Origin of the sequence: Streptomyces sp. NPDC001852 (assembly GCF_042891825.1) — a bacterium.
Taxonomy (GTDB): domain Bacteria; phylum Actinomycetota; class Actinomycetes; order Streptomycetales; family Streptomycetaceae; genus Streptomyces.
This window is the reverse complement of sequence record NZ_JBIATN010000008.1, coordinates 141,493-167,276: the sequence shown is the minus strand read 5'-3', so window position 1 is coordinate 167,276 and position 25,784 is coordinate 141,493. Positions and strand designations below refer to the sequence as shown.

28 protein-coding genes and 1 tRNA gene are annotated in these 25,784 nt (G+C 66.3%); 23 read left to right on the top strand and 6 right to left on the bottom strand.

Going from position 1 to position 25,784, the window contains the following annotated elements:
* The first annotated feature begins 37 nt into the window (after positions 1-37).
* From ACFYZB_RS16290 to ACFYZB_RS16265, 6 genes are read left to right on the top strand one after another with little or no spacing between them, the layout of a single operon-like run.
* Positions 38-2,593, top strand: a complete 2,556-nt coding sequence (locus tag ACFYZB_RS16290; protein ID WP_388758826.1) for a Z1 domain-containing protein — start codon at positions 38-40, stop codon at positions 2,591-2,593.
* The gene (locus ACFYZB_RS16285; RefSeq protein WP_388758824.1) at positions 2,590-3,615 is read left to right on the top strand and encodes a PD-(D/E)XK motif protein; all 1,026 of its coding nucleotides are present in this window, start codon (positions 2,590-2,592) and stop codon (positions 3,613-3,615) included. Before ACFYZB_RS16290 ends, ACFYZB_RS16285 begins: the two co-directional genes overlap by 4 nt.
* On the top strand, positions 3,612-5,591 hold the full coding sequence (locus tag ACFYZB_RS16280; RefSeq protein ID WP_388758822.1) for a hypothetical protein: 1,980 nt from the start codon (positions 3,612-3,614) through the stop codon (positions 5,589-5,591). Before ACFYZB_RS16285 ends, ACFYZB_RS16280 begins: the two co-directional genes overlap by 4 nt.
* On the top strand, positions 5,588-6,484 hold the full coding sequence (locus tag ACFYZB_RS16275) for a hypothetical protein (RefSeq protein WP_388758820.1): 897 nt from the start codon (positions 5,588-5,590) through the stop codon (positions 6,482-6,484). Before ACFYZB_RS16280 ends, ACFYZB_RS16275 begins: the two co-directional genes overlap by 4 nt.
* The gene (locus ACFYZB_RS16270) at positions 6,484-8,328 is read left to right on the top strand and encodes a DUF6339 family protein (RefSeq protein ID WP_388758818.1); all 1,845 of its coding nucleotides are present in this window, start codon (positions 6,484-6,486) and stop codon (positions 8,326-8,328) included. Before ACFYZB_RS16275 ends, ACFYZB_RS16270 begins: the two co-directional genes overlap by 1 nt.
* Positions 8,329-8,337: 9 nt before the next feature.
* On the top strand, positions 8,338-9,690 hold the full coding sequence (locus ACFYZB_RS16265) for a DNA cytosine methyltransferase (protein WP_388758816.1): 1,353 nt from the start codon (positions 8,338-8,340) through the stop codon (positions 9,688-9,690).
* A gap of 100 nt (positions 9,691-9,790) precedes the next feature.
* Here ACFYZB_RS16265 and ACFYZB_RS16260 read toward each other — a convergent pair whose 3' ends face one another.
* The gene (locus ACFYZB_RS16260) at positions 9,791-10,450 is read right to left on the bottom strand and encodes an ATP-binding protein (RefSeq protein WP_388758814.1); all 660 of its coding nucleotides are present in this window, start codon (positions 10,448-10,450) and stop codon (positions 9,791-9,793) included.
* Between the two features lie 265 nt (positions 10,451-10,715).
* Between ACFYZB_RS16260 and ACFYZB_RS16255 the strand changes: the two genes are divergently transcribed.
* The 11 genes from ACFYZB_RS16255 to ACFYZB_RS16205 all read left to right on the top strand — a co-directional run bounded on the left by ACFYZB_RS16255 (position 10,716) and on the right by ACFYZB_RS16205 (position 16,919).
* Positions 10,716-11,576, top strand: coding sequence for a helix-turn-helix domain-containing protein (locus ACFYZB_RS16255; RefSeq protein ID WP_388758812.1), 861 nt, complete (start codon positions 10,716-10,718; stop codon positions 11,574-11,576).
* Positions 11,576-11,770 (top strand): hypothetical protein, encoded by a 195-nt coding sequence (locus ACFYZB_RS16250; RefSeq protein WP_388758810.1) that lies wholly within the window; start codon positions 11,576-11,578, stop codon positions 11,768-11,770. The genes ACFYZB_RS16255 and ACFYZB_RS16250 overlap by 1 nt, the downstream gene beginning before the upstream one ends.
* A gap of 191 nt (positions 11,771-11,961) precedes the next feature.
* Positions 11,962-12,549: a DUF5753 domain-containing protein gene (locus ACFYZB_RS16245; RefSeq protein WP_388758808.1), complete on the top strand. Its 588-nt coding sequence runs from the start codon at positions 11,962-11,964 to the stop codon at positions 12,547-12,549.
* 97 nt (positions 12,550-12,646) lie between these two features.
* A complete protein-coding gene (locus ACFYZB_RS16240) occupies positions 12,647-12,874 on the top strand; it encodes a hypothetical protein (protein WP_388758806.1) in 228 nt (75 codons plus the stop codon).
* On the top strand, positions 12,852-13,364 hold the full coding sequence (locus ACFYZB_RS16235; RefSeq protein WP_388758804.1) for a DUF6879 family protein: 513 nt from the start codon (positions 12,852-12,854) through the stop codon (positions 13,362-13,364). Before ACFYZB_RS16240 ends, ACFYZB_RS16235 begins: the two co-directional genes overlap by 23 nt.
* 29 nt (positions 13,365-13,393) lie before the next feature.
* Entirely contained in the window at positions 13,394-14,242 is an 849-nt protein-coding gene (locus tag ACFYZB_RS16230; RefSeq protein ID WP_388758802.1) for a DUF5753 domain-containing protein, read from the top strand.
* Between the two features lie 62 nt (positions 14,243-14,304).
* A complete protein-coding gene (locus ACFYZB_RS16225; RefSeq protein WP_388758800.1) occupies positions 14,305-14,520 on the top strand; it encodes a hypothetical protein in 216 nt (71 codons plus the stop codon).
* Between the two features lie 391 nt (positions 14,521-14,911).
* Positions 14,912-15,136 carry a DUF397 domain-containing protein gene (locus ACFYZB_RS16220; protein ID WP_388758798.1) on the top strand — a complete coding sequence of 75 codons (225 nt, stop codon included), beginning with the start codon at positions 14,912-14,914 and terminating at the stop codon, positions 15,134-15,136.
* A 79-nt stretch (positions 15,137-15,215) separates the two neighbouring features.
* Positions 15,216-15,683, top strand: a complete 468-nt coding sequence (locus ACFYZB_RS16215; protein WP_388758796.1) for a hypothetical protein — start codon at positions 15,216-15,218, stop codon at positions 15,681-15,683.
* 299 nt (positions 15,684-15,982) lie between these two features.
* Positions 15,983-16,264, top strand: coding sequence for a hypothetical protein (locus tag ACFYZB_RS16210; RefSeq protein ID WP_388758794.1), 282 nt, complete (start codon positions 15,983-15,985; stop codon positions 16,262-16,264).
* 343 nt (positions 16,265-16,607) lie between these two features.
* Positions 16,608-16,919, top strand: coding sequence for a hypothetical protein (locus tag ACFYZB_RS16205; protein ID WP_388758792.1), 312 nt, complete (start codon positions 16,608-16,610; stop codon positions 16,917-16,919).
* A gap of 48 nt (positions 16,920-16,967) precedes the next feature.
* Here the strand turns inward: ACFYZB_RS16205 and ACFYZB_RS16200 are convergent, their stop codons facing one another.
* Positions 16,968-17,921 carry a GlxA family transcriptional regulator gene (locus ACFYZB_RS16200; protein WP_388758790.1) on the bottom strand — a complete coding sequence of 318 codons (954 nt, stop codon included), beginning with the start codon at positions 17,919-17,921 and terminating at the stop codon, positions 16,968-16,970.
* Positions 17,922-18,082: 161 nt separating this feature from the next.
* On the opposite strand from ACFYZB_RS16200, the gene ACFYZB_RS16195 reads away from it, so the two are divergent.
* On the top strand, positions 18,083-18,529 hold the full coding sequence (locus tag ACFYZB_RS16195) for a hypothetical protein (RefSeq protein ID WP_388758788.1): 447 nt from the start codon (positions 18,083-18,085) through the stop codon (positions 18,527-18,529).
* Positions 18,530-18,562: 33 nt separating this feature from the next.
* Here ACFYZB_RS16195 and ACFYZB_RS16190 read toward each other — a convergent pair whose 3' ends face one another.
* The gene (locus ACFYZB_RS16190) at positions 18,563-20,056 is read right to left on the bottom strand and encodes an MFS transporter (RefSeq protein ID WP_388758786.1); all 1,494 of its coding nucleotides are present in this window, start codon (positions 20,054-20,056) and stop codon (positions 18,563-18,565) included.
* Between the two features lie 72 nt (positions 20,057-20,128).
* Complete coding sequence (locus ACFYZB_RS16185) at positions 20,129-21,445, bottom strand: DUF445 domain-containing protein (protein WP_388758784.1); 1,317 nt, start codon at positions 21,443-21,445, stop codon at positions 20,129-20,131.
* A gap of 223 nt (positions 21,446-21,668) precedes the next feature.
* Here ACFYZB_RS16185 and ACFYZB_RS16180 point away from each other — a divergent pair, with 223 nt between their 5' ends.
* Together ACFYZB_RS16180 and rdgB are read left to right on the top strand one after the other, a co-directional pair.
* The gene (locus tag ACFYZB_RS16180) at positions 21,669-23,003 is read left to right on the top strand and encodes an SGNH/GDSL hydrolase family protein (RefSeq protein WP_388758782.1); all 1,335 of its coding nucleotides are present in this window, start codon (positions 21,669-21,671) and stop codon (positions 23,001-23,003) included.
* A 27-nt stretch (positions 23,004-23,030) separates the two neighbouring features.
* Positions 23,031-23,633 carry an RdgB/HAM1 family non-canonical purine NTP pyrophosphatase gene (gene rdgB, locus ACFYZB_RS16175; RefSeq protein WP_388758780.1) on the top strand — a complete coding sequence of 201 codons (603 nt, stop codon included), beginning with the start codon at positions 23,031-23,033 and terminating at the stop codon, positions 23,631-23,633.
* Positions 23,634-23,674: 41 nt separating this feature from the next.
* On the opposite strand, the gene ACFYZB_RS16170 is transcribed toward rdgB, so the two are convergent.
* Both ACFYZB_RS16170 and bcp read right to left on the bottom strand, forming a co-directional pair.
* Positions 23,675-23,759: transfer RNA gene (locus ACFYZB_RS16170), tRNA-Leu, on the bottom strand.
* A 228-nt stretch (positions 23,760-23,987) separates the two neighbouring features.
* Positions 23,988-24,455 (bottom strand): thioredoxin-dependent thiol peroxidase, encoded by a 468-nt coding sequence (gene bcp, locus ACFYZB_RS16165; RefSeq protein ID WP_388758778.1) that lies wholly within the window; start codon positions 24,453-24,455, stop codon positions 23,988-23,990.
* A 103-nt stretch (positions 24,456-24,558) separates the two neighbouring features.
* On the opposite strand from bcp, the gene ACFYZB_RS16160 reads away from it, so the two are divergent.
* From ACFYZB_RS16160 to ACFYZB_RS16150, 3 genes are all read left to right on the top strand, one after another.
* A complete protein-coding gene (locus ACFYZB_RS16160) occupies positions 24,559-24,888 on the top strand; it encodes a DUF3618 domain-containing protein (protein ID WP_388758776.1) in 330 nt (109 codons plus the stop codon).
* Between the two features lie 43 nt (positions 24,889-24,931).
* Positions 24,932-25,291, top strand: a complete 360-nt coding sequence (locus ACFYZB_RS16155; protein ID WP_031159553.1) for a co-chaperone GroES — start codon at positions 24,932-24,934, stop codon at positions 25,289-25,291.
* A 165-nt stretch (positions 25,292-25,456) separates the two neighbouring features.
* Entirely contained in the window at positions 25,457-25,777 is a 321-nt protein-coding gene (locus tag ACFYZB_RS16150) for a multidrug efflux SMR transporter (RefSeq protein WP_351207173.1), read from the top strand.
* Positions 25,778-25,784: the final 7 nt, after the last annotated feature.

The window sequence follows — 25,784 nt, the reverse complement described above, 5'->3', positions numbered from 1 at the left end:
ACACGTGAACGAGTGGGAGCGGGGGCGGTCGGATCCTATGACCGACGAGTTCGACGGCATGTATGACACGTTCAAGGCGCTCCTGGACGCCTTCCCGCCTTCCGAAGCTGTCAAGCGGCTGGAGATGCTGGGAGTCAGGCCGGAGATTGTCCAGGAGATCCGCGAGCGCCACGAACGGCACACGATACGCATCAAGGAACTCGAAGAGCCCCATGCCGTCATCCTCGGGAACCGCGACACGTGGTACACCGGCCCGCAGGACAAGGACAAGTGCTGGCCGGCGATTGTTGAACTGCTGCGGAAGGACGGCTGGCCCGATGAACCCGCCATCCGCAATCTCGACGACTCCTCGACTCGCGTGGTTTCCCTGCTGAACCACCCGAAGGAGAAGTCGTTTTCGACGCGCGGTCTGGTCGTGGGCTACGTGCAGTCCGGAAAGACGACCAACTTCACCTCCGTCATGGCCAAGGCAGCCGACCGCGGCTACAAGCTCTTCATCGTTCTGGCCGGCATCCACAACGGGCTCCGACGCCAGACCCAAGCCCGCCTGGTCCAGCAACTCGTGGAACCCAACCCGTCTCTGTGGTCCCAACTGACCGGCTTGGAGAAGGACTTCACTCCCCAGGAGAATCCGGCCGCCTACTTCGGCAAGAGCAACAAGACACACGTGCTGTGCGTGGTCAAGAAGAACGCGACGGTGCTTCGCAAACTGGCGCAGTGGCTGGAGAAGGCCGCGGACTACTTGCAGGACTGCCCGGCGTTGATCATCGACGACGAGGCAGATCAGGCGACGGTGGCCACGAAGTCCATCAACCCTCTGATCCTCAACATCATGAGCAGCCTGCCGCGTTCCGCCTACGTGGGCTACACGGCTTCTCCTTTCGCCAACCTGCTCATTGATCCGAGCGCACAGGACTTGTATCCGCGTGACTTCGTTGTGAACCTCCCCAAGCCGGAGGGGCACTTCGGAACGGAGGTCCTGTTCGGCCGCTATGCTCTCGACGGCGAAGATCCCGAGCAGGTCGACGACGGATACGACATGATCCGTTCGGTCCCCGACGAGGATGTGCCCTGCGTCCGCCCGGAGACGAGGGCCGACGTCGAAGGCTTCGAACCGGTCATCACCGACACCCTCCGCAGGGCCGTCGAGTACTTCTGGCTGACCACGGCAGCCCGTCGTGTGCGCCGTAAGGGCAACCCGCACAGCACCATGTTGGTTCACACCAGCGTCAACACGGCTGTGCACAACAGCTTCAAACGTCCGTTGGAACACTTGCTGAAGCGCGCCGGTGAATCCCTCGCCGATGCGAGCTTCCTCTCCCGGCTGCGTGACCTCTGGGACGAGGAGACCGCTCGCGTCCCTGCGGAGGAGTTCGGAGAAAAGAAGGTCCCCTTCGACGACTTGGCAGCCGAGCTGCCCGGTGTGCTTCGAAGCTGCCGCATCATCATGGACAACTCCAGCAGCGAGGATCGCCTGGACTATGAGAACGGCCCTGTTGTGGCAATCGCCGTGGGTGGCAACACGCTCTCCCGTGGGCTGACCCTCGAAGGTTTGTCGGTCAGTTACTTCGTCCGTGCCGTCTCTGCGTATGACACGTTGTTGCAGATGGGACGCTGGTTCGGCTTCAGGAACGGCTACGCGGATCTGCCTCGGATCTGGATGACCGACGAACTGGCCGAGTGGTTCCGCCACCTCGCCACCGTCGAGACGGAAATGCGTCGGGACATCGACATATACATGACGGAGGCCGAGACACCACTCACCTTCGCCGTACGCCTGCGCACACACCCGGCACTGCGTGTCACTGCGGCGGCCAAGATGCGCGACGCTGTCACAGCGGCTTCTTCGTACGGCGGCAAGCGAGTCCAGACGCATTACTTCCGGACGGACGCTGACTGGCTCCGCGGGAACATCACCGCAGCACGAGACCTGGTGACCGCATCTCGGTCGAGTGCGACTCAAATCGACTCTCGGTTGTCGGAGGGGCGCTACGTCTTCCGCGACGTACCACATGACGTGGTGACTGATTTCCTGGCCACGTACAAATTCCACGAAAAATCCCCTGAAAACGACGCCGACCTGATCATCGGCTACATTCAGAAGCGGATCAAAACGGCCGACTCCCTCCGCCGGTGGAACGTGGCGATCGTCGGCAATCCCGCAGGTGAGTCGTTCGACCTCGCCCCCGGCATCAGCGTTGGGCTCAACAGCCGTGCGCGTCTTGCCGTGAGCAATCCCGATCCGTACTTCGCCGACATCAAGACGCTCATGAGCCGCCGCGATGCCGCTGTGGACCTGGACGGCGACGCGGCGAAACTGACCGAGCAGGTCATCATGGACAGGCGGCGCGATCTTCTGCCAGACACTGGGCTGTTGGTTCTCTATCCGATCGACAAGGTTTCCGCACCCAGCCCGACCAAGAAGCTCCGCGCTCCGCTGAACGCCGAAGAGCACGTCATAGGTGTGGGTCTGGTCTTCCCCAAACAGGGGCATGGAGACAGCACCGTTGAGAAGTACATCTCTGCCAACCTCTCGGGGCTGCGGATAGAGGACGAGGACTACAGCCTGCTTGTCGAAGGCGAAGACGCGTGAACGACGAGGCCTTCCGAAATTTGCTCGAGGACCATTGGGCTGCACTCGAGACCGAGCAGACCACCGGAGAACGCCGCCTGCGTGTGTCACAGCTGCCAGTCATGACGGCACAAGGGACCCTGGCTGCGGGCGTCGATCGCGAGGGGTACCGTCATGTGCTGGTGCCGGTACACACGCACCGGAAGATCCGTACCAGTCCCGACGGGCCCGTACTCCGGCTGCGGAAGCGTCCGTTGGAAGACGATGAGACCTACCAGACGTATGCCGATCTCGCCTGCTTGCGGGCAGATCTCAACGACTTGTTCACCGATCTGTGCGTCGATGTGTTGAGCGCGACAGCGGCCCTGCCCGAGAATCCGGTCAAGGCCCTTTATGGGGTCCTTGACCGCTGGAAGGCTCTCTTCCAGTCACAAAGTGCTCCACTCGGCCCTAAACAGATCGCCGGCCTGTTCGGTGAGCTGCTGGTGCTGGAACGGCTCCTTTCACGCGACTCGAGCGCCCACCGGATCTGGCGAGGACCTGAAGGGCACACCCACGACTTCGCCGCGGGGAAGGCTGCTGTAGAAGTCAAAGCAAGTGCCGCGACCGGAAGCCGAAAGCCCCGGATACACGGGCTCGACCAGCTCGACCCTCCGCCCGGAGGCACGCTTTGCCTGGCTTGGTTCCGGCTTGAGACGCCCAGCGCAGGTGATGCCGGACTCGGGTTCTTGGAGCTACTGGAGCAGACGCTTCATTCATGCGACGACGAGACCGCCCTCCTCACCATGCTCGCCGGGGCAGGTTACCGCCCCATCGATGCGGAGAAGTATCGAGGCATTCGCTTCGTAGTCGAGGAGGAAAGATGGTATCGGGTGTCGTGCGACTTCCCTCGGCTTACGAAGCAAACCCTTCTGAACGCAGGTGTACCGGTGTCCGTTCTGGACGTCGACTACACAATCGACCTGTCCGCCGACATACCCGCCCCCATGACCGCCGACGAGGCAGTTCAAATGCTCGACCGTCTGATCCAGGAGTCTGTGTGACCATGCCTCGGTGGTTCTCCCAGCCCTATCCTCCGGAAGGTGCAAGTGCCGCTGAAGGCATCCGCAACCAGTTGGGACGTCCGGAACTCGACCTGCTCACCATCCTCGTACGTGAGTCCGCTCAGAACAGCTGGGATGCCCGCCTTCCGCAGTCCGACGTTCCAGTCGACTATCGCATCGACATGTGGACCGTCGGCCCTGCCCACACCGGCGCGTGGAGAGAGCTGCTGCTCTCAGGCGCTCCCGCCCCGAACGGCGACAATTTTCCACTGCGGGAGACGCTCAGGCGAGGTTCGATCCGTGTACTGGCGGTCTCCGATCGGGGTACACGCGGGCTCGGAGGTCCGACCCGCGCAGACGATGCCGTAGGCCCCGACCGCGACTTCGTCTCCTTCATCCGCAACATCGGGGAACCTCGCGACACCGCTCTGGGTGGCGGCACCTACGGCTTCGGTAAAGGCATCTTCTACCTGCTGTCCAAGCCCGGCACGGTGCTGGTCCATTCCCGCTGCCGCGCACCGCACGGAGGGTACGAGACCCGCCTGATCGGCTGCACCCTGTGGAAGAGCTACGTGGCTCTCGCAGACCGGGGTGAACGTCGCTATACGGGTAGGCACTGGTGGGGTGACACTTCGGGCAGCGTCGTCGAACCGCTTGTCGGCGAGGCGGCCGAGACCACCGCGCAGCGCCTCGGCCTCAAAGCCTTCGGCCCGCGTGAGACCGGTACGACCGTCGTCGTGATTGATCCGAGCCTCGACGAACTCGAAGCACCCCAGGCAGCCGACTACTTGTGCGACACCATTGCCTGGCACCTCTGGCCCAAGATGATCAGCACCGCTGACAGGCCGGCCGCCATGCATTTCTCGGTCACGTGTGACGGTGTACCACATCCGGTACCCGATCCTCGGAGTACCCGGCCGTTGAACATGTTCGTCGTGGCGTACGAAGAGATGGCAGGTCCGAAGGGGACCGACCTCGAATGTCAGAGGCCCAAGCGGCATTTGGGGCGACTCGGTGTGGTAAAGCGCATCATGCCGCCGCTCGAAGCAACAAGGGCCTCACGCATGCTGGACATAGAGGACCTGATCCATCATGTCTGCCTGATGCGCCCCGCTGAGCTCGTGGTCACATACCATCCAGGGCCCAAGCCGCCCAGTACGAATCAGGGCTATGCCGGTGTCTTCCGCGCCGACGAGGCAATGGACGATGTTTACGCCAAGGCGGAGCCGCCCACGCACGATGCCTGGAACCCGCAATCCCTCGAAAGACCGGAAAGCACCTTCGTGCAAACGACATTCCGGCGGATCAACGAGGCTCTGGAACGGCTGCTGTCCCTCAGCGGCGTGGCACGTCCGGGAGCAAGCAGCGTGGCACTTGGCGCGGCCAGTTCGATGTTCTCCGGCCTGGTGGGTGGCGCCTGGGGAATCGGTGGGGCCACGGCCTACGCCAAACCCGGCAGTACCGCGGTGCGCGACACAAGGTCGGAGGCCGTCGAGCCGAAGCGTGCGGCGTCAGGCCGTCAGGCACAGGGACCTGCAGGGCTCGATTCCGAAATGGTCAACGGCCTCGGATCCCAGGGCACGAGCGAACAGTCACTCTCCGGGAACGCGGGACTCGCCATTGGAGGTGCCGTTGCCCGCCGGCCGCGAGTGCAGTACGTCGGCGAGCCCTATTACGACGATCGCGGGAACAGCTCCGTGCTGATTCAGGAGTTCCGACTTCCCGTACCGGGACCCCAACGCGTACGGATCGACCTTGCCGTCACTCTCCCCGGGACCGGCGGTCGCGAGACCGATCCACCCATCGGTGCGAGCATGCCCGAGCTGGTCGGTTGGGAGGACGACAGGGGCCGCTTGCACACCGCGGATCCCCAGGTACTCGACGGCGGCGACTCCGTCTGGCGCGCAGTCGTGCGGCCTGCGCCGGACACCATGACTGAGATCGGCATCAAGGTCGAGGCGGTGAAGGGCCCGTGACTCGGCGCGTCCTTCCCTATCGCGTTCCCTCGGAGGACGTCGTCAATGCCGACTCGTGGCAACTCGTCGTCGAGGACGGTGAGGTGGCACTGCCCGAGGCATTGCCGGACTGGGACTATCACATGGATCTGCGGGTACGGAGGAACGTCCGCATCGATGTGGACCAGGCGCGCCGGCAGTCCGGCCTGCCGGAAGATGCCTCTCTCCTGATCTCCGCCGTGTGGACGGCCACCGGATCGAATCTGAGCGGTCCGGCTCAGCACCTGCGTTTGACGGGAACAGGCACCGTCACCACGGAATTCGACGTGCTTCTGCGTGGTTCCGATCTCGGCGGCCTGCTGCTCCTGGACACAGCTCTCGTGCTGGCCGATCGGAGGAGCGACGCCCGTCCCTCGTCGCCGCGGCGAGCGGGTTCCGTGCTCTGGAGCGACCGAGCGGAATTGCGTCTGCAGGGCGATGCACCCCAATTCCCGATGGCGGTCATCGACTTCGCCCGCACTTCGTTCCCGGATGACGCCGCATGGCACCTACAGATCAGTGGTGGCATGGAGCACGCCACGATGGGGGCTTTGCTCCTGCTGGTCAACGAGCGAAACGCGGTCACGGCCACAGCGTTCCAAAATGCAGCCAGGCCTCGCCCCATTGACCGGATCGTGCTGTCCGCTGTTTACGCGGATGCAGCCAGAATCATGATCGAGCACGCCCTCGCTGATGACGATTTCGCAGAGAATGCCGACTTCACGGACGGCTCGCTCGGTACCACGCTGCTCAGCCTGTTCGATCAGCTCTTTCCAGGGCAGTCGATCAATGACGTACGCCTGCGCCAACGGCAGTCACCGGCCTTGTTCGCCTCGGACCTGCAAGCTGCCGTAAGAATCTTCGAGGTGTCGTGATGAGCTTCCTGTACCCTCGGCTCCTCGCCGCACAGGCGAGACCGCTCTTCGACGAATACCGGCAACTCGCTGTCGGCGACCTGTCCCGCCGTGCGGCGTTCGCACACGACTCAGCCGTCTACGTGGCCACAGGCGGCGACCGTATCGCCCCTGCTCAACTCCGTGACTTGAGGGAGGGCGTTCTCGACCTGGCGAAGCAGGCGGGTTTCCCGGACAACTCCGACCGAACCCGCAATTCGGAGTTCGATCTGCAGTTGGCTGCGCTACTCCACGCCGAGATGGGCATGGTGCCCGCTGAAGCCGCATCTCGGGACGTTTGGGCCTTTCTGGCGCTGATCGTCCTCCCGGACGTCGCTTTCTGGCGCTATCCCCAGCCGCCGCAAGATCGCGTTCTCGGCACCGACCTCACACGACACGTTTTCGGCCGGCTTTGGTGGCGCGCTCAGCTCGTGCGCTCGACCGACGATCCGGAACCGTACGCTGCTCTCAAGATCCTCGGTGAGGCTGCGTTCGACCAGATCTACGCCCGACGCGCCGTGCTCGGCGGCAGCCCCCACCTCGTCCGCGCGATCCTGCGCGTGTGGCAGGATCTGGATCTGAGAGGCCTGAACGAACGCGACACACTCCGTGATTTCCTCAAGCGACTACTTCGGCTCGCACCCTTCGTATTGTTCGACGGTATCGAGGAGCATGCACTCGACGACGAGCTCCGTGCAGTCGCCCGAGAGTCTGTCGAAGCGCAATGTCAAGACGCACCAATCGCCACGGAAACACCTGCGACTCGGCGGCAGAACGTCGTGCCAAGCGATGCCCGGGACGCCTCTCTTTCGGTGACCCCGATCCAGGACGAGCAACCAGTCTTGGAGTCCGTCTCCAGGCCTCGGATCGCCACTGGGCGGTTCAGCTCGCTGGAAATATGCGCTGGTGCAGGTGCACAGGCACTCGGGCTCGAACGTGCCGGCTTCGACCCGGTGATGCTCATAGAAACCAAGGCCGATGCCTGTTTCTCCATCGGGCTCAACCGGCCTGAATGGGACATTATCTGCATGGATGTCCTTCAGTTCCATCTCGGCCTGCGTCCCGACGTCACGGGAGTTGACCTCGTCAGCGGCGGGTTGCCACGGGTGAAGTCCCTGGCGACCGTCGGCCGAGCAGAGGACACAGAGGAACGCCGGGTGCTGCGCGCAGCGATTTCCCTGGCGTGTGAGATCAAGCCGAAGGCAGTGCTCTTCGAGAACGTTCCCGACCTCATCGACGATCCTGAATTCGACGCTGACCGTGCTTGGATCGAGGAGGAACTGCTCAGGGCAGGCCTACGTTCGAGTTGGAAAGTGCTCAACGCTGCAGACTTCAGCGTCCCTCAGAACCGCAAGAGTGGCTTCCTGATAGCTCTCCGGGACCCTTACTTCGCTCGCTTCGCCTGGCCGGAGCCGAGCGGAGCGCCGGCTCCGACCGTGGGCCAAGTCCTCGGCCCGTCCATGTCCGCCCGGGGCTGGCCGGGAGCAGGGCACTGGATCCGGAGGGCGGATCGCATCGCCCCCGCGTTGGTCGGAGGCTCCGACCGGCGAGGGGGCGCGGACCTCGGCCCAACCGGCAGCAAGAAGGCATGGGCTGCGCTGGGCGTGAACGGCAACAGCCTCGGTGACGAACCGCCAGGACCGGACTTCTCGGTCGACGATGAGCCCAAGCTCACAGTGGAACAAGCCGCGATGATCCAGTCGTTCCCTGCCGATTGGAAACTCCACGGTGGCAAGACATCCCGGTATCGTCAGGTGGGGCACGCGATGCCTCCACCCCTCGCCACTGCTGTAGGTCTCGCCATCGCGGCCGCACTCCGAGGCTAAAATCGCCCCATGGTCACGTCTCGTCCCGTTGCTCACGATCCCATCACAGTCATCGACCTGTTCAGTGGCTGCGGTGGGTTTACTCAGGGGTTTCACGAGTTTCGCCCTGCAGGAGGAGCCGCGGACAGGCCCGTCTTCCACAGCATCGCGGCCGTCGAACACAATGCTGCCGCGGCTGCCACGTACGCCGTGAACTTCGGAAGCCTCCGGCCCGACGAGCGGATCCCCGCTGCCCGCGTCCACGTGGGCGACATCGAAGAGTGGCAGCCGACGCCGGAAGCTCTCCACGCGGATGTCGTGGTCGGAGGGCCGCCATGCCAAGGGTTTTCTGCGCTGAACCGCAACAAGAAGGGCAGTGAACGCAATCGCCTCTGGGAAGAGTACGTCAGAATCGTTGCCGAAATCCGCCCCAAGGTATTCGTCATCGAGAACGTCGACCGCTTCCTGAAGTCGGACGAGTTTCGCAATCTGCTCAACGAAGTTGAGCCAGACGGCAAGCTTTCCGAGTACCGACTGCTGGATCCGCCTGGTCACGCACCCTCCGACACCAGCGAAGAGAAGATCAGGCGTTACCTGCTCAACTCGGCTGATTACGGTGCAGCCCAGGCGCGTCGTCGCGCCATCGTCATCGGCGTTCGTCGCGATCTCGAAAACGGCCGGACGTTGACGTACCCCACGAGAACGCACCTCCGGCGGCCGAAGCACCTGCACACGGCCGCAGCCCAGCAGTTCGTTGGGTTGGATTCAGGAGTGTCGTACTGGCAGGCGGTGGACGACATTTTCACCGAATCAGCGATGTGCCACCTACGAGGTACCGAACTTCCAGACGGGAAGGAATTCATTCCCGAGGTGAATTCCGTACAACCGGGGATCTTCACGACTCTCGACTTGCACTTCGGCCGAAACCCGGAAGCACTCTCCAGAGCCCGCTATCGCGCCATCCCGCCGGGTGGTAACCGGAAGGACCTGCGCGACAAGTGGTACACAGTGGATGAGTTCAACGAGATCCACGTCTTCGACACGCCCAATCCCCCGGGCGTGAGGACACCTGTCGAATATCTTTCGACGAAGAGCTGGGACAACCACAACACCGGCACCGGTGACGTCATGGGCCGCCTCCGGTACGGCGAACCTTCGGTAACCATTCGTACCGAGTTCTTCAAACCGGAAAAAGGTCGCTACCTGCACCCTGAGCTGCCACGCCCCATCACTCACTACGAAGCCGCCCGCATTCAGGGCTTCCCGCTCAGTTTTCGCTGGTGTGGCTCGAAGACAGAAATCGCCACACAGATCGGAAATGCCGTCCCGATCCCTCTCGGCAAGGCTATTGCTGCGTCAATACACGCATATCTTCGCGGCTGAACATCGTACCCCGTGAGTCCGACAGCCCGGAACCTTGTTGCGAATCCAGGTCCGGGCTGTCGTCGCGCGGCACAGAGCTGAGGTTCGGGCCGGCCCCTGGTTACCGTTTGGCGAGCTGTTCCGCCTCGGCCTCGAACTGCAGTTGAGCCCTGTCCAGAGCCTGGTCCACATCATGGCCGTGCGCCTGAAGCCAATGAAGAAGGTCCGCGATGGCCGCGACCACCACCCTCTCGGCCGTGGTGGCACTCAGTCGGCTCGATGCGGCCGGGTGCGCAGGCTGCCGCATGTTGTACAAGCTGAGGACGCTCGCGGCCCTTGAGACGTGCAGGTTCTGGCTGTGGCCGTTCGGCGTGCTCGAGGTGGTCTCGAACTCGACCCACGTGACCTTCCGATCGGGCAGGAGTTGAACGCCCCAGCGGTCGGAGCAGGCAGCGACGAGCGCCATGCCGCGTCCCGACTCTGCATCGCCGTTCGCGTCGATCAGCGTCGGTAAGGCCCGACTGTCGGGGTCATGGATCTCGATGTGCAGGCGGGTGCCGTACATGGAGACGACGAGGGTTGAAGGGGTACCTGGACCAACATGCCTGATCACGTTGGAAACCAGCTCACTGAGGCAGAGTTGGACACTATCGATCAGCTCCGGTAGTCCCCAGAGACGAAGATGGATCTTCAGCACGCGTCTCAGCGCGACCACCTCCTCCGGGACGGCGAGAAAGGGCAACTCCCAGGGTCGTCTTGACGTACATGCACTGCATTCCATGTCTCGACTCCTTCACCTGCGCGTCGTCTTGTACTGCTCGGCAAGCAGTGGCCTGTCGCCCTGGCACAAGCCCACCTCTCCCAGGGCAGGAGAGACCAGGCAGGCATGCGCGATGCACTTCTGTTCGCCATGGATCAGCGGCTCGCTGCTCAACCTAGAAGCTTGGCAGGTAAATTTGCCACATGTTCCAGCAAATTAGCTCGATCGTGGATGAGGGTGCGGGCACACGGCAGACTGCCGTCTGAGCAGACACGGAAGGATCGACATGCCCCCGAAGCAAGTTCCGACCCAGCGGCAGAAGCGCCTTGGTTACGAGTTGCGCAGAATGCGGGTGGCAGCAGACGTGTCTGCGGAAGAGGCGGCGAAGCTCCTCGGCGTCGACCGCGGGAAGATCTCCTACATGGAGTCCGGCGTACGCAACATCAGCGAGGAACGCCTGCGCACCCTGGCCCATCACTGCGGGTGCACCGACGAGAAGTACGTGAACGCCCTTGTCGACATGGCCTCGCCCGGCTTTCAGGGCTGGTGGGAGCAGTACCGTGGTGCTCTTCCTCAAGGGCTGTTGGACATCGCCGAGTTGGAACACCGAGCTGTTCGCATGCGTGCTGCATGTACGGTACACATCCCAGGGCTGCTCCAGACGACGGACTATGCACTGGCGGTGTTCCGTGCCGTCCTTCCACAACTTCCGGAACACGAGGTGGCGATGAGGGCGGCCCATCGCAACCGGCGCCAGGAGGTTCTCTCGGCTGAGGCAGCTCCTGCCTTCACCGCCATCGTGCACGAAGCGGCGCTTCGGATGCAGTTCGGAGGGCCCCGGATCGCTCGTGAACAACTCGAATACCTCCTCGCGCAGTCGGAGAAGGACGGTGTGACTGTGATGGTCGTCCCCTTCACCCATGGTGGGTTTCCCGGCGCAGGGCAGACCGTCCTGCATGCAGAGGGCCCGGCCGCGCAACTGGACACGGTGCAGATCGACAACTCCCACGGTCCGGACTTCCTGTACGGCGAAGCCGAACTGGCCAAGTACCGTGCTCATATGGACCGGATGGAGGAGCTTGCGCTGTCCCCCTGCGACTCGAAGGACTTCATCCGCGCCATCACACACGAACTCCAGGAGGCGTGATGACCGAGATCCAGTGGGAAGAGCCGTTCTGCGGGGAGGGCAACTCGTGCTTCCGAATCGGTACCGATGAGGACGGCAACGCGTACATAGCGGTGGTCGGACAGGAGGACCGTTTCATCACTGACACTCGGGACGCCCTGCGCACCATGATTCGGGACATCAAGGCAGGTAGGGCGGACCACCTCCTGCGCTGAGCTCACGGCCTTGCCTCGGATCGTCCAGAACCCTGTTCATGCGATCCCGCTGCTACGGTCTGCCACATCCAGCGGCGCTTCAGCATCGAAGCGCTCTTCACATGCCGCGTACCCTGGTGTCCGCCGGATTGCTCTGCCGGGGTGGTGGGGATCGCTCGAACACGGGGTTGCCGAGATGACTTGGGGGTCGAATGAAGCTGGAACCAGAGTCCAGCGCTGTGAGTGGCGTCCAGCATGAACTCGCTACCTTGGAAAGGAACGCTACGCACCTGCGGTACTTTCTCCCGGCGATTCCCACGGGATTGATACAGACACCCGAGTACCTGCGACACGTCATGGCGAAGACGTCAGCCTCGGAGACAAGGGACGTCGAGCGAGTCATCGGGCTGAAGCTGGAACGGCAAGCCGTACTCGATGACCTCGACAAGCAGTTCGAGTTCCTGCTCACCGAGTCAGCGATCCGGTGGCAGTTGTGCGAGGCAGCCGTCATGGAGCGGCAGATCGAGCATCTCGTCTCCCTCTCACGTCGCCCGAATGTAGATCTCAAGGTGCTTCCTTTGTCGGCTCGGGTCTCCGAGATTCCGTTCAACACCTTCACCCTCTACGACACAACTCTGGCGACGTTGGAAGTCTTCACCGGGCGGGTTGTGGTACGCGAAGCAGAGGATATTGAGCACTACGTCCGGATCTTCGGCGTGTTCGCCGAGCACGCGTACACCGGCAACGCGGCACGGCAGTTGCTCAGCGAGTGGGCGGCGACCTCTTCAGCGTCCGGATAGTCACGTTGGCAAGTTCTGGCAAGCTGCTGTCCCGCGAGGCGCCTCGTCGGGCACGCTCTGGCACACGGATCGTCACCTACGACGGAGGTGGACACCCATGTCCCTGCGCAAGCTCGGCAAGGACCCGGAGAGCCCGAGCGGCGGCTCGCCGACGGTGTATCTGGACGAGGAGAAGGACACCTATCTCGTGCAGGGATGGAAAGTGCTGGACGACGAGCGTCTCAGCCAGATGGACGTCCCCGGCCATGAATCCGTGGTGGAGATCCCGCGACGCATGGTCCAGTTCTTCCTGGAGGTACAGCGTGACCACGGTTCCGACGTTTGAGGAGCTGTTCCGTGGCTGCCGTGAATCGGCAGTGCATCTGGAGATGCGGGACTCCTACATGAAGTCGGACCCCGCGTACGTCGACTGGGATGCCGGCACAGCGATCGACCCCGCCGAGAGGTGGACCGACTGGCTCGCCCTGGTCTCCGAGGCAACCAGCCGAGGAGTGAGGGTCCGCCGTGCCCGGATCGTGTCCGAGCCGGTGAGCAAGTACATCCGCTTCGAGCACGAGGTGACCGACGGCCTGAACATCGCAGCCGGCGAGGAAGTGCGCTGGCTGCCTCGCAGGAAAACCACCGGCATCGCCCTGCCCGGCAACGACTTCTGGTTGTTCGACTCGTCCCTGCTTCTCGTGAACCACTTCGATGGCGAGGGCGAGTGGCTGGAGCCGTCTCTCAGCACCGACCCCCAGGTGATCAAATTGTGTGCCGACGCCTTCGAGGCGGTGTGGGACGTGGGCATTCCTCACGCTGACTACCAGCCCGTCTGATCCACGGGGGAAGAGTCCAACGCAAAGCCATGTCGTCCCCTTCCTCCAGCGTTCAAGAAGCCCGAAAGGCTCTCGGCCGGCGCCTGCGCGAGATCCGGCTCGACGCCGGGCTCACCGCGCGGGCGTTGGCTGCGCTCGCAGGCTGGCACGAATCGAAATGCTCCCGGTACGAGAGCGGGGCTCGTAGCCCTTCTGAAGCCGACCTTCAAGCGTGGGCATTGCACTGTCGTGTGCCGCATCTGACTGATGATCTCGTCACGACGGCACGTGGTATCGACGGCATGTACGTCGAGTGGCGGCGCATGGAGCGGTCCGGACTGCGGCACGCGCAGGAGTCTGTCGTTCCGCTCTGGGAACGCACTCGCCGCTTTCGCATTTATTCGTCCTGGCTCATTCCGGGCCCAGTTCAGACGGCTGCCTACATTGAGGCGCTGCTGAAGTCGATCCGCGATCGCCGTCAATTGAACGACGACGTGGAAGAAGCCGTGTGTGTCCGCGTCGCCAAACAGCACGTCGTCCACGAAGGGAACCACAGCTTCGCGATAGTGCTGGAGGAGGCGGCCCTGCGCTACCGCATCGGCAGCCCTGACGTCATGGCCGGGCAGCTCGGCCACCTTCTCACCGCCGCCTCCCTCCCGTCCGTCTCGCTGGGAATCATCCCGCTGACCGCCGACCGGTCCGGCATCTGGCCCGTTGAGGGCTTCTTCCTGTACGACTCCGAGGTGGCCAACGTCGAGCTGGTCTCAGCGCATCTCACGGTGACGCAGAGCCATGAGATCGACTTGTACGCGCAAACCTTCGCGGCACTCCAGGAGCTGGCCGTATACGGCTCGAAAGCCCGCGAACTGATCACGTCAGCGATCGACGCGCTCGGGTGATCGTCGGCAAGTTCTGGCACGTTCGTTGAGGGCACACCCGGCCGCTTTCTAGCGTGATTCACATGGCGGAAACGGTGACTCCGGACGTGGGTGAGCTCGTCTACGACACCAAGCGGGATCGTGTCGGCGAGGTCATGGGATACCAGGCGGGACGGGCCCTGTTGCGCCCCTGTGGCGGGGGCATCGAATGGGAAGCGATCCCGGACGAGCTGCGGCCGGCCGGCGCCAATGAACGCCTGCGGGCACGCGTGAACGAGATGAACGCGAGGCGGTTCTGATGCCCGAGCGTTCTGTGTGGCGGTTCGTGAATTACACGATCTGCCACATGAGCGAGGGCGGTGTGACGTGGGAGATCTTCTGCGCGACCTATGGCTGTGAAGACTCCCTTGTCTCCGACCGTGAGCAGCAGTGCTCCGATTGGGCCATGCGGCACACAGCCAGGACAGGCCATGACCTGTTCCGGCGTACGTGTAGCGACCACGCTCGTGTAACCAGCGCGTGGGCCTCACCCACGCCGTCCGCGCTCCGCGGGTCCGCGAGCGGATCGGAGCGCTCGCAAAGCGCGAGCCCTCGCTCCCGCTGAGAAATCCCTTCACTCCCAAACTCCCGCCCCAGATGGGCGGCGGCGGTCAGTCATGGCCGTGACCAGTTGAGCAGGAAGGTGCAGGAATGCTGGACGGAAACAAGCTGTACGGGCTGGACATCAGCGGGGCCTCCTTCGTGAAGGCCTGCGGAGGGCCCTGCACGGAGGGGTGCGTGACCCTCGCCCGGATCGGCGACGGCGCCTGGGCGCTGGGTGACAGCAAGCGGCCGGATCAGGAGCCGCTGCGGTTCACGACGGAGGAGTTGGCCGTGGCCGGCATCGATCCGGCGCGGTTCGGGCTGTCCGTCTGATCCTCCCTCGCTGGTCCCGGCTTCCGTGGGAAGCCGGGACCGGTTCCGCTCGTCCTTCGACGCCCGACAGGAATGACTGGTGCACTACCACGGCTATCTATGGGCCGGGGCGAAAGAGCGTTTCGACCAGGAGGCCCTACGGCGGCCCCCGCATCCGGAGCCACCGCCGTCCGGGAGCAAGCCCGAGCTGATCCAGCGGTACCGGGAGGTCGCGGCGGAGTTCCCAACCGTGGATCTTCCTCCGCTGGAGACGGCGTACTGGCTCGTCAAACCGCGATCCCTGATTCGCGACACGTGGGATGAGGCGAAGGATGCCGCTGCCTGGATCCGGGGGCGCGTGGCCGCGTACGCGGGCCGGTTCGCCTCTGACCGGGAGCGCGACCTCCTCAGTCTCACCGAGCTGGTCAACTCTGCGACACGGACCTTGAGTTCGGGTGGTGACGTGTCGCTCGGGTTCTACCTCGAGCGTTGCTCGTATCTGTCGCTCGCCGTGGTGACCTGTTCCCCGAACCGGTCCAAACCCGAGCTGACCTGCCCGCTCGGGTGACCCCCTGTCGAGCTTGCCGTAGGCGGCGCGTTGCCGTAGGGCGTCCGGGGAAAGTGGCGGCCCTGGTTGACGGGACGTCAGGTCGGCTGCGCCGGGCGCCCGGGTTGGGGGGGGGCGCGCTGCCGTCGGCTCGCGCGTGTCACCCCTCTGACACCGGAGGGGACCCTCGACCTGCGGAACCGGCGGTTTCGTGGTAAACGGCGCGTCGCCCCAATTTTTGGCGGATTTGCACATAATCTCCGTCACTGAACGAAGTCGATCTGTGACAGATCGCATCCACTTCTCGCCATGGAGATGACATGCACAAGCTTCACAAGGCTGCCGTCCTGGTCGCCGCCCTCGGGAGCGTCGGGCTTCTGGCCTCCGGCACCGCTTACGCGGGTGGCCAGGGCGGGGGCGGCGGCGGTGCCAGCGTCCTGCAGAGCTCCAACTGCAAGTCGCACGACCTGAACGTGGACGTCCTCGGCGAGGTCGGCATCCTCAACGGCGTGCTGGGCAACGCGCTGAACGGCGAGGGCGACCCTGGCGCGCAGGACACCCACATCGGGTCGACCATGGGCTGCAGCAACAGCGCCTTCTAAGAGGGCTGTTCGGGACGTCCGGACGGCGGAAAGCGGGAGCCGGCCAGGCTTCCGGTGGGCCGGCCGGCTCGCCCGCCGACGGTAACGGGATGCGTGGCGACCCTGCTCGCGAACGGGCACCCTGGCGAAACCCGCATGCGCACGGGGTTGCCACGCACATCCCGGTGAAAGACAGAGTCAACCGACCAAGCCCCCCGCGACGACGGCGAGTTCCGCGGGGGGCTTCTCTGCGGTCAAGCGGCGGAAACTTGACACGGTCCGACTCAGGTCGGGGGAGCGTCGTAAGCCGCGCGTTAGCCTCAGGCCCTGACATCACGCAAAAGCGGAGAAAGAGGAGGCAGTTGTGGCGAGGGTTCCCAGTGCGGTTGTTGCCGCCACCGGGCTTGTCGGTGGGTACGGCGTGGCCCGGTGGACCAAGAAGCGGCAGCTGGGTGGGACCGTGCTGGCCGTCGCCGGGGTCGCCGCCGCCCAGCAGTGGCGGGCGCGGGCCGGCGGGAAGGCCGCCGGTGCGCTGAGCGCCGCCTACATCGCCGCGTTCGCCGGGTCCCACCCGCTCGCCAAGAAGGTCGGCGCCTGGCCGTCCGTCCTCGGCGTCGCCGGTGCCGTCGCCCTCGCCTCCTGGGCCGTCGCCGACCGTAAGGCCCGAAAGGCCTGAATGTCCCCAAACGGCCCAAACGACCCAAACACGCGGATACGCTCTCGGCTACGCCCTCTCCCCCGCCCTGAACGCCTTCCGGTACGCCTGTGGGCTCGTCCCCACCACCCTGCGGAACCGCTCCCGGAAGGCCGTCGGCGAGCCGAAGCCCGTCTGGGTGGCGATCCGCTCCACCGGGTACGGCGTCGTCTCCAGCAGATGCTGCGCCCGCCGTACCCGTGCCCGGTGCAGCCACTGCAGCGGCGTCGTACCGGTCTGCTCGCGGAAGCGGCGGTTGAGGGTACGGGTGCTCATGCCCGCCCGGGCCGCGATCTCGTCCACCGTCATGTCGCGGTCGCAGTGGTCCTCCAGCCAGTGCAGCAGCGGCTCCAGGGTGGCACCCGACGGCGCCGGGGGCAGGTCGTGGACGATGAACTGGGCCTGGCCGCCCTCTCGTTCCAGCGGCATCACCGACATCCTCGCCGCGTGCGCCGCGACCGCCGAGCCGAAGTCCCTGCGGATCATGTGCAGGCACATGTCCAGCGCCGCCGCCGCGCCCGCCGACGTCAGGAACTGGCCGTTGTCGACGTAGAGGACGTTCGGGTCGACCTCCACCTCCGGATGCCGCGCCGCCAGGTCGTCCGCCGCGTGCCAGTGCGTCGTCGCGCGCAGGCCGTCCAGCAGGCCCGTCGCCGCGAACAGGAACGCGCCCACGCAGACCGAGGCGATCCGGGTGCCGTTCGCCGCCGCCGCGCGGAGGGCCTCCCTCACGCCCGGTGGCAGCTCCCGCGGGGGCTCCGCCACACCCGGCAGGATGATCGTGTCCGCCTCCGCCAGCGCCTCCAGGCCGTACGGCGCCCGCACCGTGAAGGCCCCCGCACTCACCTCCCCCCGCACCGAACACACCCGCACCCGGTACGGCACCCGGCCGTCGGGCAGCCGCGCCCAGCCGAAGGTGTCGATGGGGGCGGAGAGGTCGAAGGGGACGACTCCGTCCAGCGCCAGTACGGCCACGGTGTGCATGGCGGGATCGTAGAGCTACGGCGGATTACCGCCAACTGTGCCATCAGGGGGTCACAACGAACTGCGTCCCTCGCTGTCACGTCGACGGGTTGGCGGAAATCCGTTGAAGAGTGGCACTTCCGCCACTCCTGCAAGATCCGGTCGGCGCCTACCGTCACCGCGTGACCAAGTTCCTCCTCGCCGTCCACGTCCTCGCCGCCATCGTCGCCGTAGGTCCCGTGACCGTCGCCGCCAGCATGTTCCCGTCCGCCGCGCGCCGGGCCCTCGCCACGCAGGAGGACGCGGGTGCCACCGGGACCCTGCGGCTGCTGCACCGGATCTGCCGGGTGTACGCCCTCGTCGGTGTCGTCGTCCCGGTCTTCGGGTTCGCCACCGCGAGCGAGATGGGCGTGCTCGGGAGTGGCTGGCTGATCACGTCGATCGCGCTCACCGGCCTCGCCGCCGTCGTGCTCGGCGCACTGGTGCTGCCCGCCCAGAGCGCACTGGTGGAGGGGCGGGGCACCGCGAACCCCGCGCGGCTCGCCATGGTCACCGGTCTCTTCAACCTGCTGTGGGCGGCCGTGACCGTCCTGATGATCGTGCGGCCCGGGTCCACCGCTGGTGCCTGAGCCACCGGTACCCGAGCCACCGGTGCCCGATGCTCAGGAAGCCGTCGCCTCGGACGACCGCACCGCCACCGCCGTCAGCGGGCGGGCGATGTCCTCCAGGGAGCGGCGCTCCGCCCGTACCGCCAGGAAGGCGGCCACCAGGCCCGCCGCACACATCAGGGCAGCGCCGATGGAGAAGGCCAGCACCGTGTCGCCGACCCTGCCCGTACCGGTGAGGTCGGCGAACAGCAGCGGGCCGCTGATGCCGCCCGCCGCCGTGCCGAGCGCGTAGAAGAACGCGATGGACATCGCCCGCGTCTCCATCGGGAAGATCTCGGAGACCGTCAGGTACGCGCTGGAGGCGCCCGCCGAGGCGAAGAACAGGACCGCGCACCAGCAGGCCGTCAACGTGCCCGCGCCCAGCGCGCCCCGGCCGAACAGCCACGCCGTACCGAACAGCAGCAGGCCCGACAGCAGGTACGTCGAGGAGATCATCACCCGGCGGCCCACCGTGTCGAACAGCCTGCCCAGCAGCAGCGGGCCGAAGAAGTTGCCGACCGCGATCACCGCGAAGTAGTAGCCGGTGCGGTCGGCGGGCACGTTGAAGAACCTGGTCAGGATCGCACCGAAGCCGAAGGTGATCGCGTTGTACAGGAACGCCTGCCCGATGAAGAGGGAGAAGCCCAGCACGGCACGCCTGCGGTAGTGGCCGAAGACCGTGCGGGCGATCTCCGTGAACGTCACGCTCTCGCGCTGGTGGATGTCCAGTTCGCCCCAGGCCTCGGGCAGCGCCACGCCCTTCTCCCGCTCCACCCGGCGTTCGATACCGGAGACGATCTCCTCCGCCTCCCGGTCCCTGCCGTGGATCAGCAGCCAGCGCGGGCTCTCCGGGACGTGCCGGCGGACCAGCAGGATCACCAGGGCCAGGACAGCCCCCAGGGCGAACGTCAGCCGCCAGCCGACGTTCTTCGCCAGCAGGTCCGTGTTCAGCGCCACGATCGACAGCAGCGAACCGCCCACCGCACCCAGCCAGAAACTGCCGTTGATGATCAGGTCGACCCGGCCGCGGTGCTCGGCCGGGATCAACTCGTCGATCGCCGAGTTGATCGCCGCGTACTCACCACCGATACCGAAGCCCGTCAGGAAGCGGAACAGGAAGAACCACCAGGCCTCCCAGGACACCGCGGTGAGGGCCGTCGCCGCCAGATACACCGCCAGAGTGATCATGAAGAGCCTCTTGCGGCCGAAACGGTCCGTCAGACGGCCCCAGAACAGGGCCCCCGAGCAGGCGCCCGCCACATACAGCGCGGCCGCCGTACCGGTGATCTGACCCGAGGTGATCGACACCCCGCTGCCCGGCTCGGCCAGCCGGCCGGCGATGTTGCCGACGACCGTGACCTCCAGACCGTCGAGGATCCAGACCGTCCCCAGACCGACCACGATCGTCCAGTGCCAGCGAGACCAGGGCAGACGGTCCAGCCGGGCGGGGATGTCGGTGGTGATGGTACGGCCGGTCCGCGGCGACGGCGCCTCGGCGCTTGCGCTCATTGGCTCCCTCCTCGTCGAAGGACGTCCCCCGAACCGCAGGGGACGGCGGACGGGTGCCCGGACCCCGCGAATTCAGGCGCCCAGCGTCCGCGTCACCGTATAGATCAGCAGGCCCGCCAGCGATCCCACCACCGTGCCATTGATCCGGATGAACTGCAGATCGCGGCCGATGTGCGCCTCGATCTTCCGGGTGGTGTGCTCGGCGTCCCAGCTCGCCACGGTGTCCGTGATCAACGAGGTGATCTCCCTGCGGTACGTCGTCACCACGTGCACCGCCGCACCCTCGACCCAGCTGTCCACCTTCCCCTGCACCTTGGCCTCGGTCGCCATCCGCGCACCCAGCGACAACAGCGCGCTCCGCACCCGCATCCGCAGCTCACTCCGCTCGTCCTCGGCCGCCGCCACCACCATGGCCCGTACGGCCGTCCACGCGGACGCGATCAGGTCCTGCACCTCGCCCCGGCCCAGCACCTCCCCCTTGAGCCGCTCCACCCGCGCCCGGGTGTCCGTGTCGGACTGCAGCTCGGACGCGAAGTCGGTCAGGAACCGGTCCAGCGCCCCCCGCGCCGGATGGGACGGCATGTCCCGCATCTCCGCACAGAACCGCAGCAGCTCCTTGTAGACCCGCTCACCGACCTTGCGGTCCACGAACCGCGGCGTCCAGCCCGGCGCGCCACCCTCCACGGCCACCATCACGTCGTCCCGGTGCAGCACCAGCCAGTCGTGCGCCCGCGCCACCACCAGGTCCACCGCCCGCCGGTGCCCACCGTCGGCGACGATCCCCTCCAGCATCTTGCCGATGCCCGGCGCGACCTCCTTGGTGTTGGCCCGCCGCGTGATCGCCTCGCTCACCACCGCCTGCACATCCCTGTCCCGCAACACGGTCAGCGCCCCGCGCAGCGCCGTCGCCAGTTCCGCCGTCACCCGGTCCGCGTGCTCCGGCTCGGCCAGCCACGCCCCGAGCCGGCTGCCGATGCCGACCGCGCGCAGCCGCTGCCGTACGACGTCCTCGGACAGGAAGTTCTCACCGACGAACTCCCCCAGCGAAACACCCAACTGATCCTTCTTGGTGGGGATGATCGCGGTGTGCGGGATCGGCAGCCCCAGCGGATGCCGGAACAGCGCGGTCACCGCGAACCAGTCGGCCAGCGCGCCCACCATGCCGGCCTCCGCGGCCGCCGCGACATAGCCGGCCCACGGCCCGGCACCCTCGTGCGAGGCGAGCCTGGCCAGGACGTACACCACCGCCACGACCAGCAGCATGCTCGTCGCCGTGAGCTTCATGCGCCGCACCCCGCGCCGGCGCTCCTCGTCGGCCGGGGTGAAGGCCGTCATGGTCTTGTACGACACACCCCGCGCCGACGCCGCTTCCGTCTCGGTCGGTTCCATCAGCTCCACCCGTTCAGCCGCACCCGTACGGTGATCCCGATCGGTGATCCCGCACACAATTGTCCCTTCCTGACCGACTCCCGGAACGGAAGAAGAGTTCCCGGCGTCTGTCCGGAGGGGAGGTTTGGGCAGGGCCCTGTCAGCCCTCCGCGGCACATGGCGCATCATGGGCTGATCATGATCGGAGCCCCGGGCTCCCATCCCCGAGGAGAACAACACAAGCGTGACCAGACGTCGTGGTTATGCGGTGATCGGTGCGCTACTCGCACTGGTCCTGGCCGTGTCCGCCGCCATCTACCTCACCGTGGCGGCCGACGGCGGCACCCCGCGCGGCGCCCTCACCGACGACCGCCCCCACCACGGCGCCCCCGTCGCCCCCGCCTCCACCGGCACCTGGGTCGGCGCCTGGTCCGCCTCCCCCGTCGGCGGCGAACCCGGCACCGAGACCACCGGCCTCGCGGGCCGCTCCGTACGCAACGTCGTCCACACCAGCACCGGCGGCACCAGCGCCCGGATCACGCTCTCCAACCTCTACGGCCACGAACCGCTGACCATCACCCACGCCTCCATCGCGCTCTCCGCCGGCGACGGCACCCCCGCGGCCGACCCGGACTCCATGCGCCGCCTCACCTTCAACGGCGCCACCAGCGTGGTCGTACCCGCCGGCGAACAGATCGCCAGCGACGCCGTACGCCTCGCCGTCCCGCACGACAGCGACGTCCTGGTCACCACCTACTCCCCCACCCCGTCCGGCCCGGTCACCTACCACCCGCACGCCCGGCAGATCTCGTACGTCGCCGCCGGCGACGCCACCGAGGACGCCACCGGCACCCCCTACACCCAACAGACCCCCTACTGGCGCTACTTGACCGCCCTCGACGTCCTCAGCAACGAGGCCGACGGCACCGTCGTCGTCTTCGGCGACTCCATCACCGACGGGATCACCTCCACCACCGGCGCCAACCGCCGCTGGCCCGACCTCCTGGCCGGCCGGCTGCGCACCGCGATCGAGACCGGGCACCAGACGCCCCGCTACAGCGTCGTCAACGAGGGCATCAGCGGCAACCAGGTCCTCGCCGACGGACTCGGCCGACCCGCCGAGAACGAAAGCGGCCTCGGCCGCTTCGCCCGCGACGCGCTCTCCCACCCCAACGTCAAGGTCGTCGTCATCGACCTCGGCGTCAACGACATCCTCCGCAACCCCCGCCTCGCCGACCCGAACAAGATCATCACCGGCCTGCGCACCCTCGTCCGCGACGCCCACGCCCGCGGCCTGAAGGTCATCGGCGCCACCCTGATGCCCTTCGAGGGCCACCGCGGCTGGAGCCCGGCCCGGGAGACCGTCCGCCGACAGGTCAACGCCGAGATCCGCGCCGGCCGGGTGTACGACGCCGCGGTCGACTTCGACAAGGCCCTCCGCGACCCGTACGACCCCCGCCGCCTCCGCCCCGACTACGACTCCGGCGACCATCTCCACCCCAGCGACCTGGGCTTCGCCCAGATGGCCAAGATCTTCGACCTGAGCACGCTCAACGGCGCGGGGCAGGCGGAACTGTAGGTCTGCGAGCGAGGAATACTGGCCGGCATGACCCGCTTGATCCTCGCCACCCGCAACGCCGGAAAGATCACCGAACTCAGGGCGATCCTCGCCGAGGCCGGCCTCCCCCACGAGCTGATCGGCGCCGACGCCTACCCCGACATCCCCGACGTCAAGGAAACGGGCGTCACCTTCGCCGAGAACGCCCTGCTCAAGGCCCACGCATTGGCCCAGGCCACCGGCCTCCCCGCGGTCGCCGACGACTCCGGCCTCTGCGTCGACGTCCTGGGCGGCGCCCCCGGCATCCTCTCCGCCCGCTGGTCCGGCCACCACGGAGACGACAAGGCCAACCTCGACCTCCTCCTGGCCCAGCTCGCCGACATCGCGGACGAACACCGCGGCGCCCACTTCGCCTGCGCGGCGGCGCTTGCCCTGCCGGACGGGCGCGAGCGGGTGGTCGAGGGCCGACTGAGGGGTGTACTGCGGCACGCCCCCGCCGGCACGAACGGTTTCGGCTACGACCCGATCCTCCAGCCGGAGGGCGAGACGCGCACGTGCGCCGAGCTGAGCCCGGAGGAGAAGAACGCGATCAGCCATCGCGGGAAGGCGTTCCGGGCGTTGGTGCCGGTGGTTCGGGAGTTGTTGGGCTGAGAGCGGAGGAGGGGCCGCCTGGACGGGCGGCCCCTCGCGTGTGCGGTCGGTGGGACTCGAACCCACACGGGATTTCTCCCACGGGCACCTAAAACCCGCGCGTATCGCCTATTTCGCCACGACCGCCCCAAAACGGACAATTAACCTTGAGGCCGTTTTGCCTCGCCCAGTGTACGGGGCCGCGCCTTTCGTCGTCCGCTCCCCCTGGGCACCAGGTACCCGTGGTCGCATGGCAGTTGGGACACAGCAGCCGAAGACTCACGCGCCGCCTTGTCGGACAGTCACGCTGGGAGAAGGAAAGCAGCTCACACCCGATCACTCAGGCGTGAGCCGCCCAGCGGCAGGATCAGGCGCTCAGATGCCCAGGTCCTTGATGATCTTTGCCACGTGGCCCGTGGCGCGGACGTTGTAGAGGGCGCGTTCCACCTTGCCCTGCTCGTCCACCACGATCGTGGAGCGGATGACGCCCATGTAGGTCTTGCCGTAGTTCTTCTTCTCGCCGTAGGCGCCGTAGGCCTCGGTGACCTTTTTGTCGGGGTCGGCGAGGAGCGTGACCTTGAGGGACTCCTTCTCGCGGAACTTCGCCAGCTTCTCCGGGGCGTCGGGGCTGATGCCGAGGACGTCGTAGCCGGCGTCGGCCAGGAGGGAGAGGTTGTCGGTGAAGTCGCAGGCCTGCTTGGTGCAGCCGGGGGTCAGGGCGGCCGGGTAGAAGTAGACGATGACCTTGCGGCCCTTGTGGGAGGACAGGGAGACCTCGTTGCCGTCGGCGTCGGGGAGGGTGAAGGCGGGGGCCACGTCCCCCGGCTGGAGTCGCTCGCTCATCGGGCCAGGGTAACCGGGGGGCCTTGCGGTGCGCCGGGAGGAGAAGCTGACAGACTGTTCGGAACAGTGACAGCAGACATCGGCAGACTTCGGAGGCCGTACGGTGGCGGAGACGGCGGACACCAGGACCCCGGCGCAGATCGAGGCGGACATCAAGCGCCGCCGCGAGGTGCTGGCCGAGACGCTCGACGAGATCGGGGTGCGGGTGCATCCGCAGACGATCATCGGGGATGCCAAGGCCAAGGTCGTCGCCAACATTGATCACACCGTTGGGCGCGCTTATGTGCAGGTCAACCGGGTGGTGAGTGAGGTGCGGGCGCAGTTCGTGGACGAGGAGGGCTCGCTGCGGGTGGAGCGGGTCGTGCCCGTGGCGCTGCTCGCCGTGGGTGTCGTGGGGCTGCTCGCCTTCAGTGGTAAGCGGCGCAAGGGCTGACCCGGGGGCGGACCGGCGTGGCGAAGACAGGTAGGTTCGAGGCGTGAGCGCGAACAGAAACCAGCACAGCACCCCCCATCACGACAAGCTTCCCATCCGGATGCTGCACGACCGGGTTCTGGTCAAGCAGGAGACCGGTGAGGGCGAGCGGCGGTCGGGGGGCGGCATTCTGATTCCCGCCACCGCGGCGGTCGGGCGGCGGCTGGCCTGGGCCGAGGTGGTCGCGGTCGGGCAGAACGTACGGACGGTGGAGCCGGGTGACCGGGTTCTGTTCGATCCGGAGGACCGGGCCGAGGTCGAGGTGCGGGGTGTGGCGTACGTGCTGATGCGCGAGCGGGATCTGCATGCCGTGGCCGCGGACCGGTTCGAGGGGTCGGAGGACTCGACGGGTCTGTATCTCTGAGTCCGTTCCGGTGAAGGGGCTGGTGACCGTGGTCACCGGCCCCTTTGTCGTTCCTTTGCTATGTTCGGAGGGGCCAGCCCGACGAGACGCGCCGTACCGGGATCCCCGACCCTCAGGCGAAGACGACGCACCCCCGTTCAGAGATTCCTTCCGGAGGTGCCTGTCATGGCCTGGGTTCTGCTTGTCGTCGCCGGTCTGCTCGAGGTGGGCTGGTCGGTCGGGATGAAGTACAGCGACGGGTTCAGCCGGCCGGTGCCCAGTGTGTTCACCGGTGCCGGGATCGTCGCCAGCATGGTGCTGTTGTCGTACGCGGCGAAGTCGCTGCCCATCGGTACCGCGTACGGCGTGTGGGTGGGCATCGGGGCGGCCGGTGCGGCGGTGCTCGGCATGGTGGTGCTGGGTGAGCCGGTCACCGCCGCCCGGGTCTTCTTCGTGTGTCTGCTGCTGGTCGCCGTGGTGGGGCTGAAGGCGACCGGCGGTCACTGACACGTCA

What these genes read in the sequence shown, in the direction of transcription:
- rdgB (WP_388758780.1), top strand. Translation starts at nt 23,031, where the DNA reads ATGACCCGCTTGATCCTCGCCACCCGCAACGCCGGAAAGATCACCGAA.
- ACFYZB_RS16190 (WP_388758786.1), bottom strand. Translation starts at nt 20,056, where the DNA reads ATGAGCGCAAGCGCCGAGGCGCCGTCGCCGCGGACCGGCCGTACCATC.
- ACFYZB_RS16225 (WP_388758800.1), top strand. Translation starts at nt 14,305, where the DNA reads ATGGCGGAAACGGTGACTCCGGACGTGGGTGAGCTCGTCTACGACACC.
- ACFYZB_RS16290 (WP_388758826.1), top strand. Translation starts at nt 38, where the DNA reads ATGACCGACGAGTTCGACGGCATGTATGACACGTTCAAGGCGCTCCTG.
- bcp (WP_388758778.1), bottom strand. Translation starts at nt 24,455, where the DNA reads ATGAGCGAGCGACTCCAGCCGGGGGACGTGGCCCCCGCCTTCACCCTC.
- ACFYZB_RS16265 (WP_388758816.1), top strand. Translation starts at nt 8,338, where the DNA reads ATGGTCACGTCTCGTCCCGTTGCTCACGATCCCATCACAGTCATCGAC.
- ACFYZB_RS16270 (WP_388758818.1), top strand. Translation starts at nt 6,484, where the DNA reads ATGAGCTTCCTGTACCCTCGGCTCCTCGCCGCACAGGCGAGACCGCTC.
- ACFYZB_RS16185 (WP_388758784.1), bottom strand. Translation starts at nt 21,445, where the DNA reads ATGGAACCGACCGAGACGGAAGCGGCGTCGGCGCGGGGTGTGTCGTAC.
- ACFYZB_RS16260 (WP_388758814.1), bottom strand. Translation starts at nt 10,450, where the DNA reads ATGGAATGCAGTGCATGTACGTCAAGACGACCCTGGGAGTTGCCCTTT.
- ACFYZB_RS16220 (WP_388758798.1), top strand. Translation starts at nt 14,912, where the DNA reads ATGCTGGACGGAAACAAGCTGTACGGGCTGGACATCAGCGGGGCCTCC.
- ACFYZB_RS16250 (WP_388758810.1), top strand. Translation starts at nt 11,576, where the DNA reads ATGACCGAGATCCAGTGGGAAGAGCCGTTCTGCGGGGAGGGCAACTCG.
- ACFYZB_RS16210 (WP_388758794.1), top strand. Translation starts at nt 15,983, where the DNA reads ATGCACAAGCTTCACAAGGCTGCCGTCCTGGTCGCCGCCCTCGGGAGC.
- ACFYZB_RS16255 (WP_388758812.1), top strand. Translation starts at nt 10,716, where the DNA reads ATGCCCCCGAAGCAAGTTCCGACCCAGCGGCAGAAGCGCCTTGGTTAC.
- ACFYZB_RS16245 (WP_388758808.1), top strand. Translation starts at nt 11,962, where the DNA reads ATGAAGCTGGAACCAGAGTCCAGCGCTGTGAGTGGCGTCCAGCATGAA.
- ACFYZB_RS16240 (WP_388758806.1), top strand. Translation starts at nt 12,647, where the DNA reads ATGTCCCTGCGCAAGCTCGGCAAGGACCCGGAGAGCCCGAGCGGCGGC.
- ACFYZB_RS16230 (WP_388758802.1), top strand. Translation starts at nt 13,394, where the DNA reads ATGTCGTCCCCTTCCTCCAGCGTTCAAGAAGCCCGAAAGGCTCTCGGC.
- ACFYZB_RS16200 (WP_388758790.1), bottom strand. Translation starts at nt 17,921, where the DNA reads ATGCACACCGTGGCCGTACTGGCGCTGGACGGAGTCGTCCCCTTCGAC.
- ACFYZB_RS16150 (WP_351207173.1), top strand. Translation starts at nt 25,457, where the DNA reads ATGGCCTGGGTTCTGCTTGTCGTCGCCGGTCTGCTCGAGGTGGGCTGG.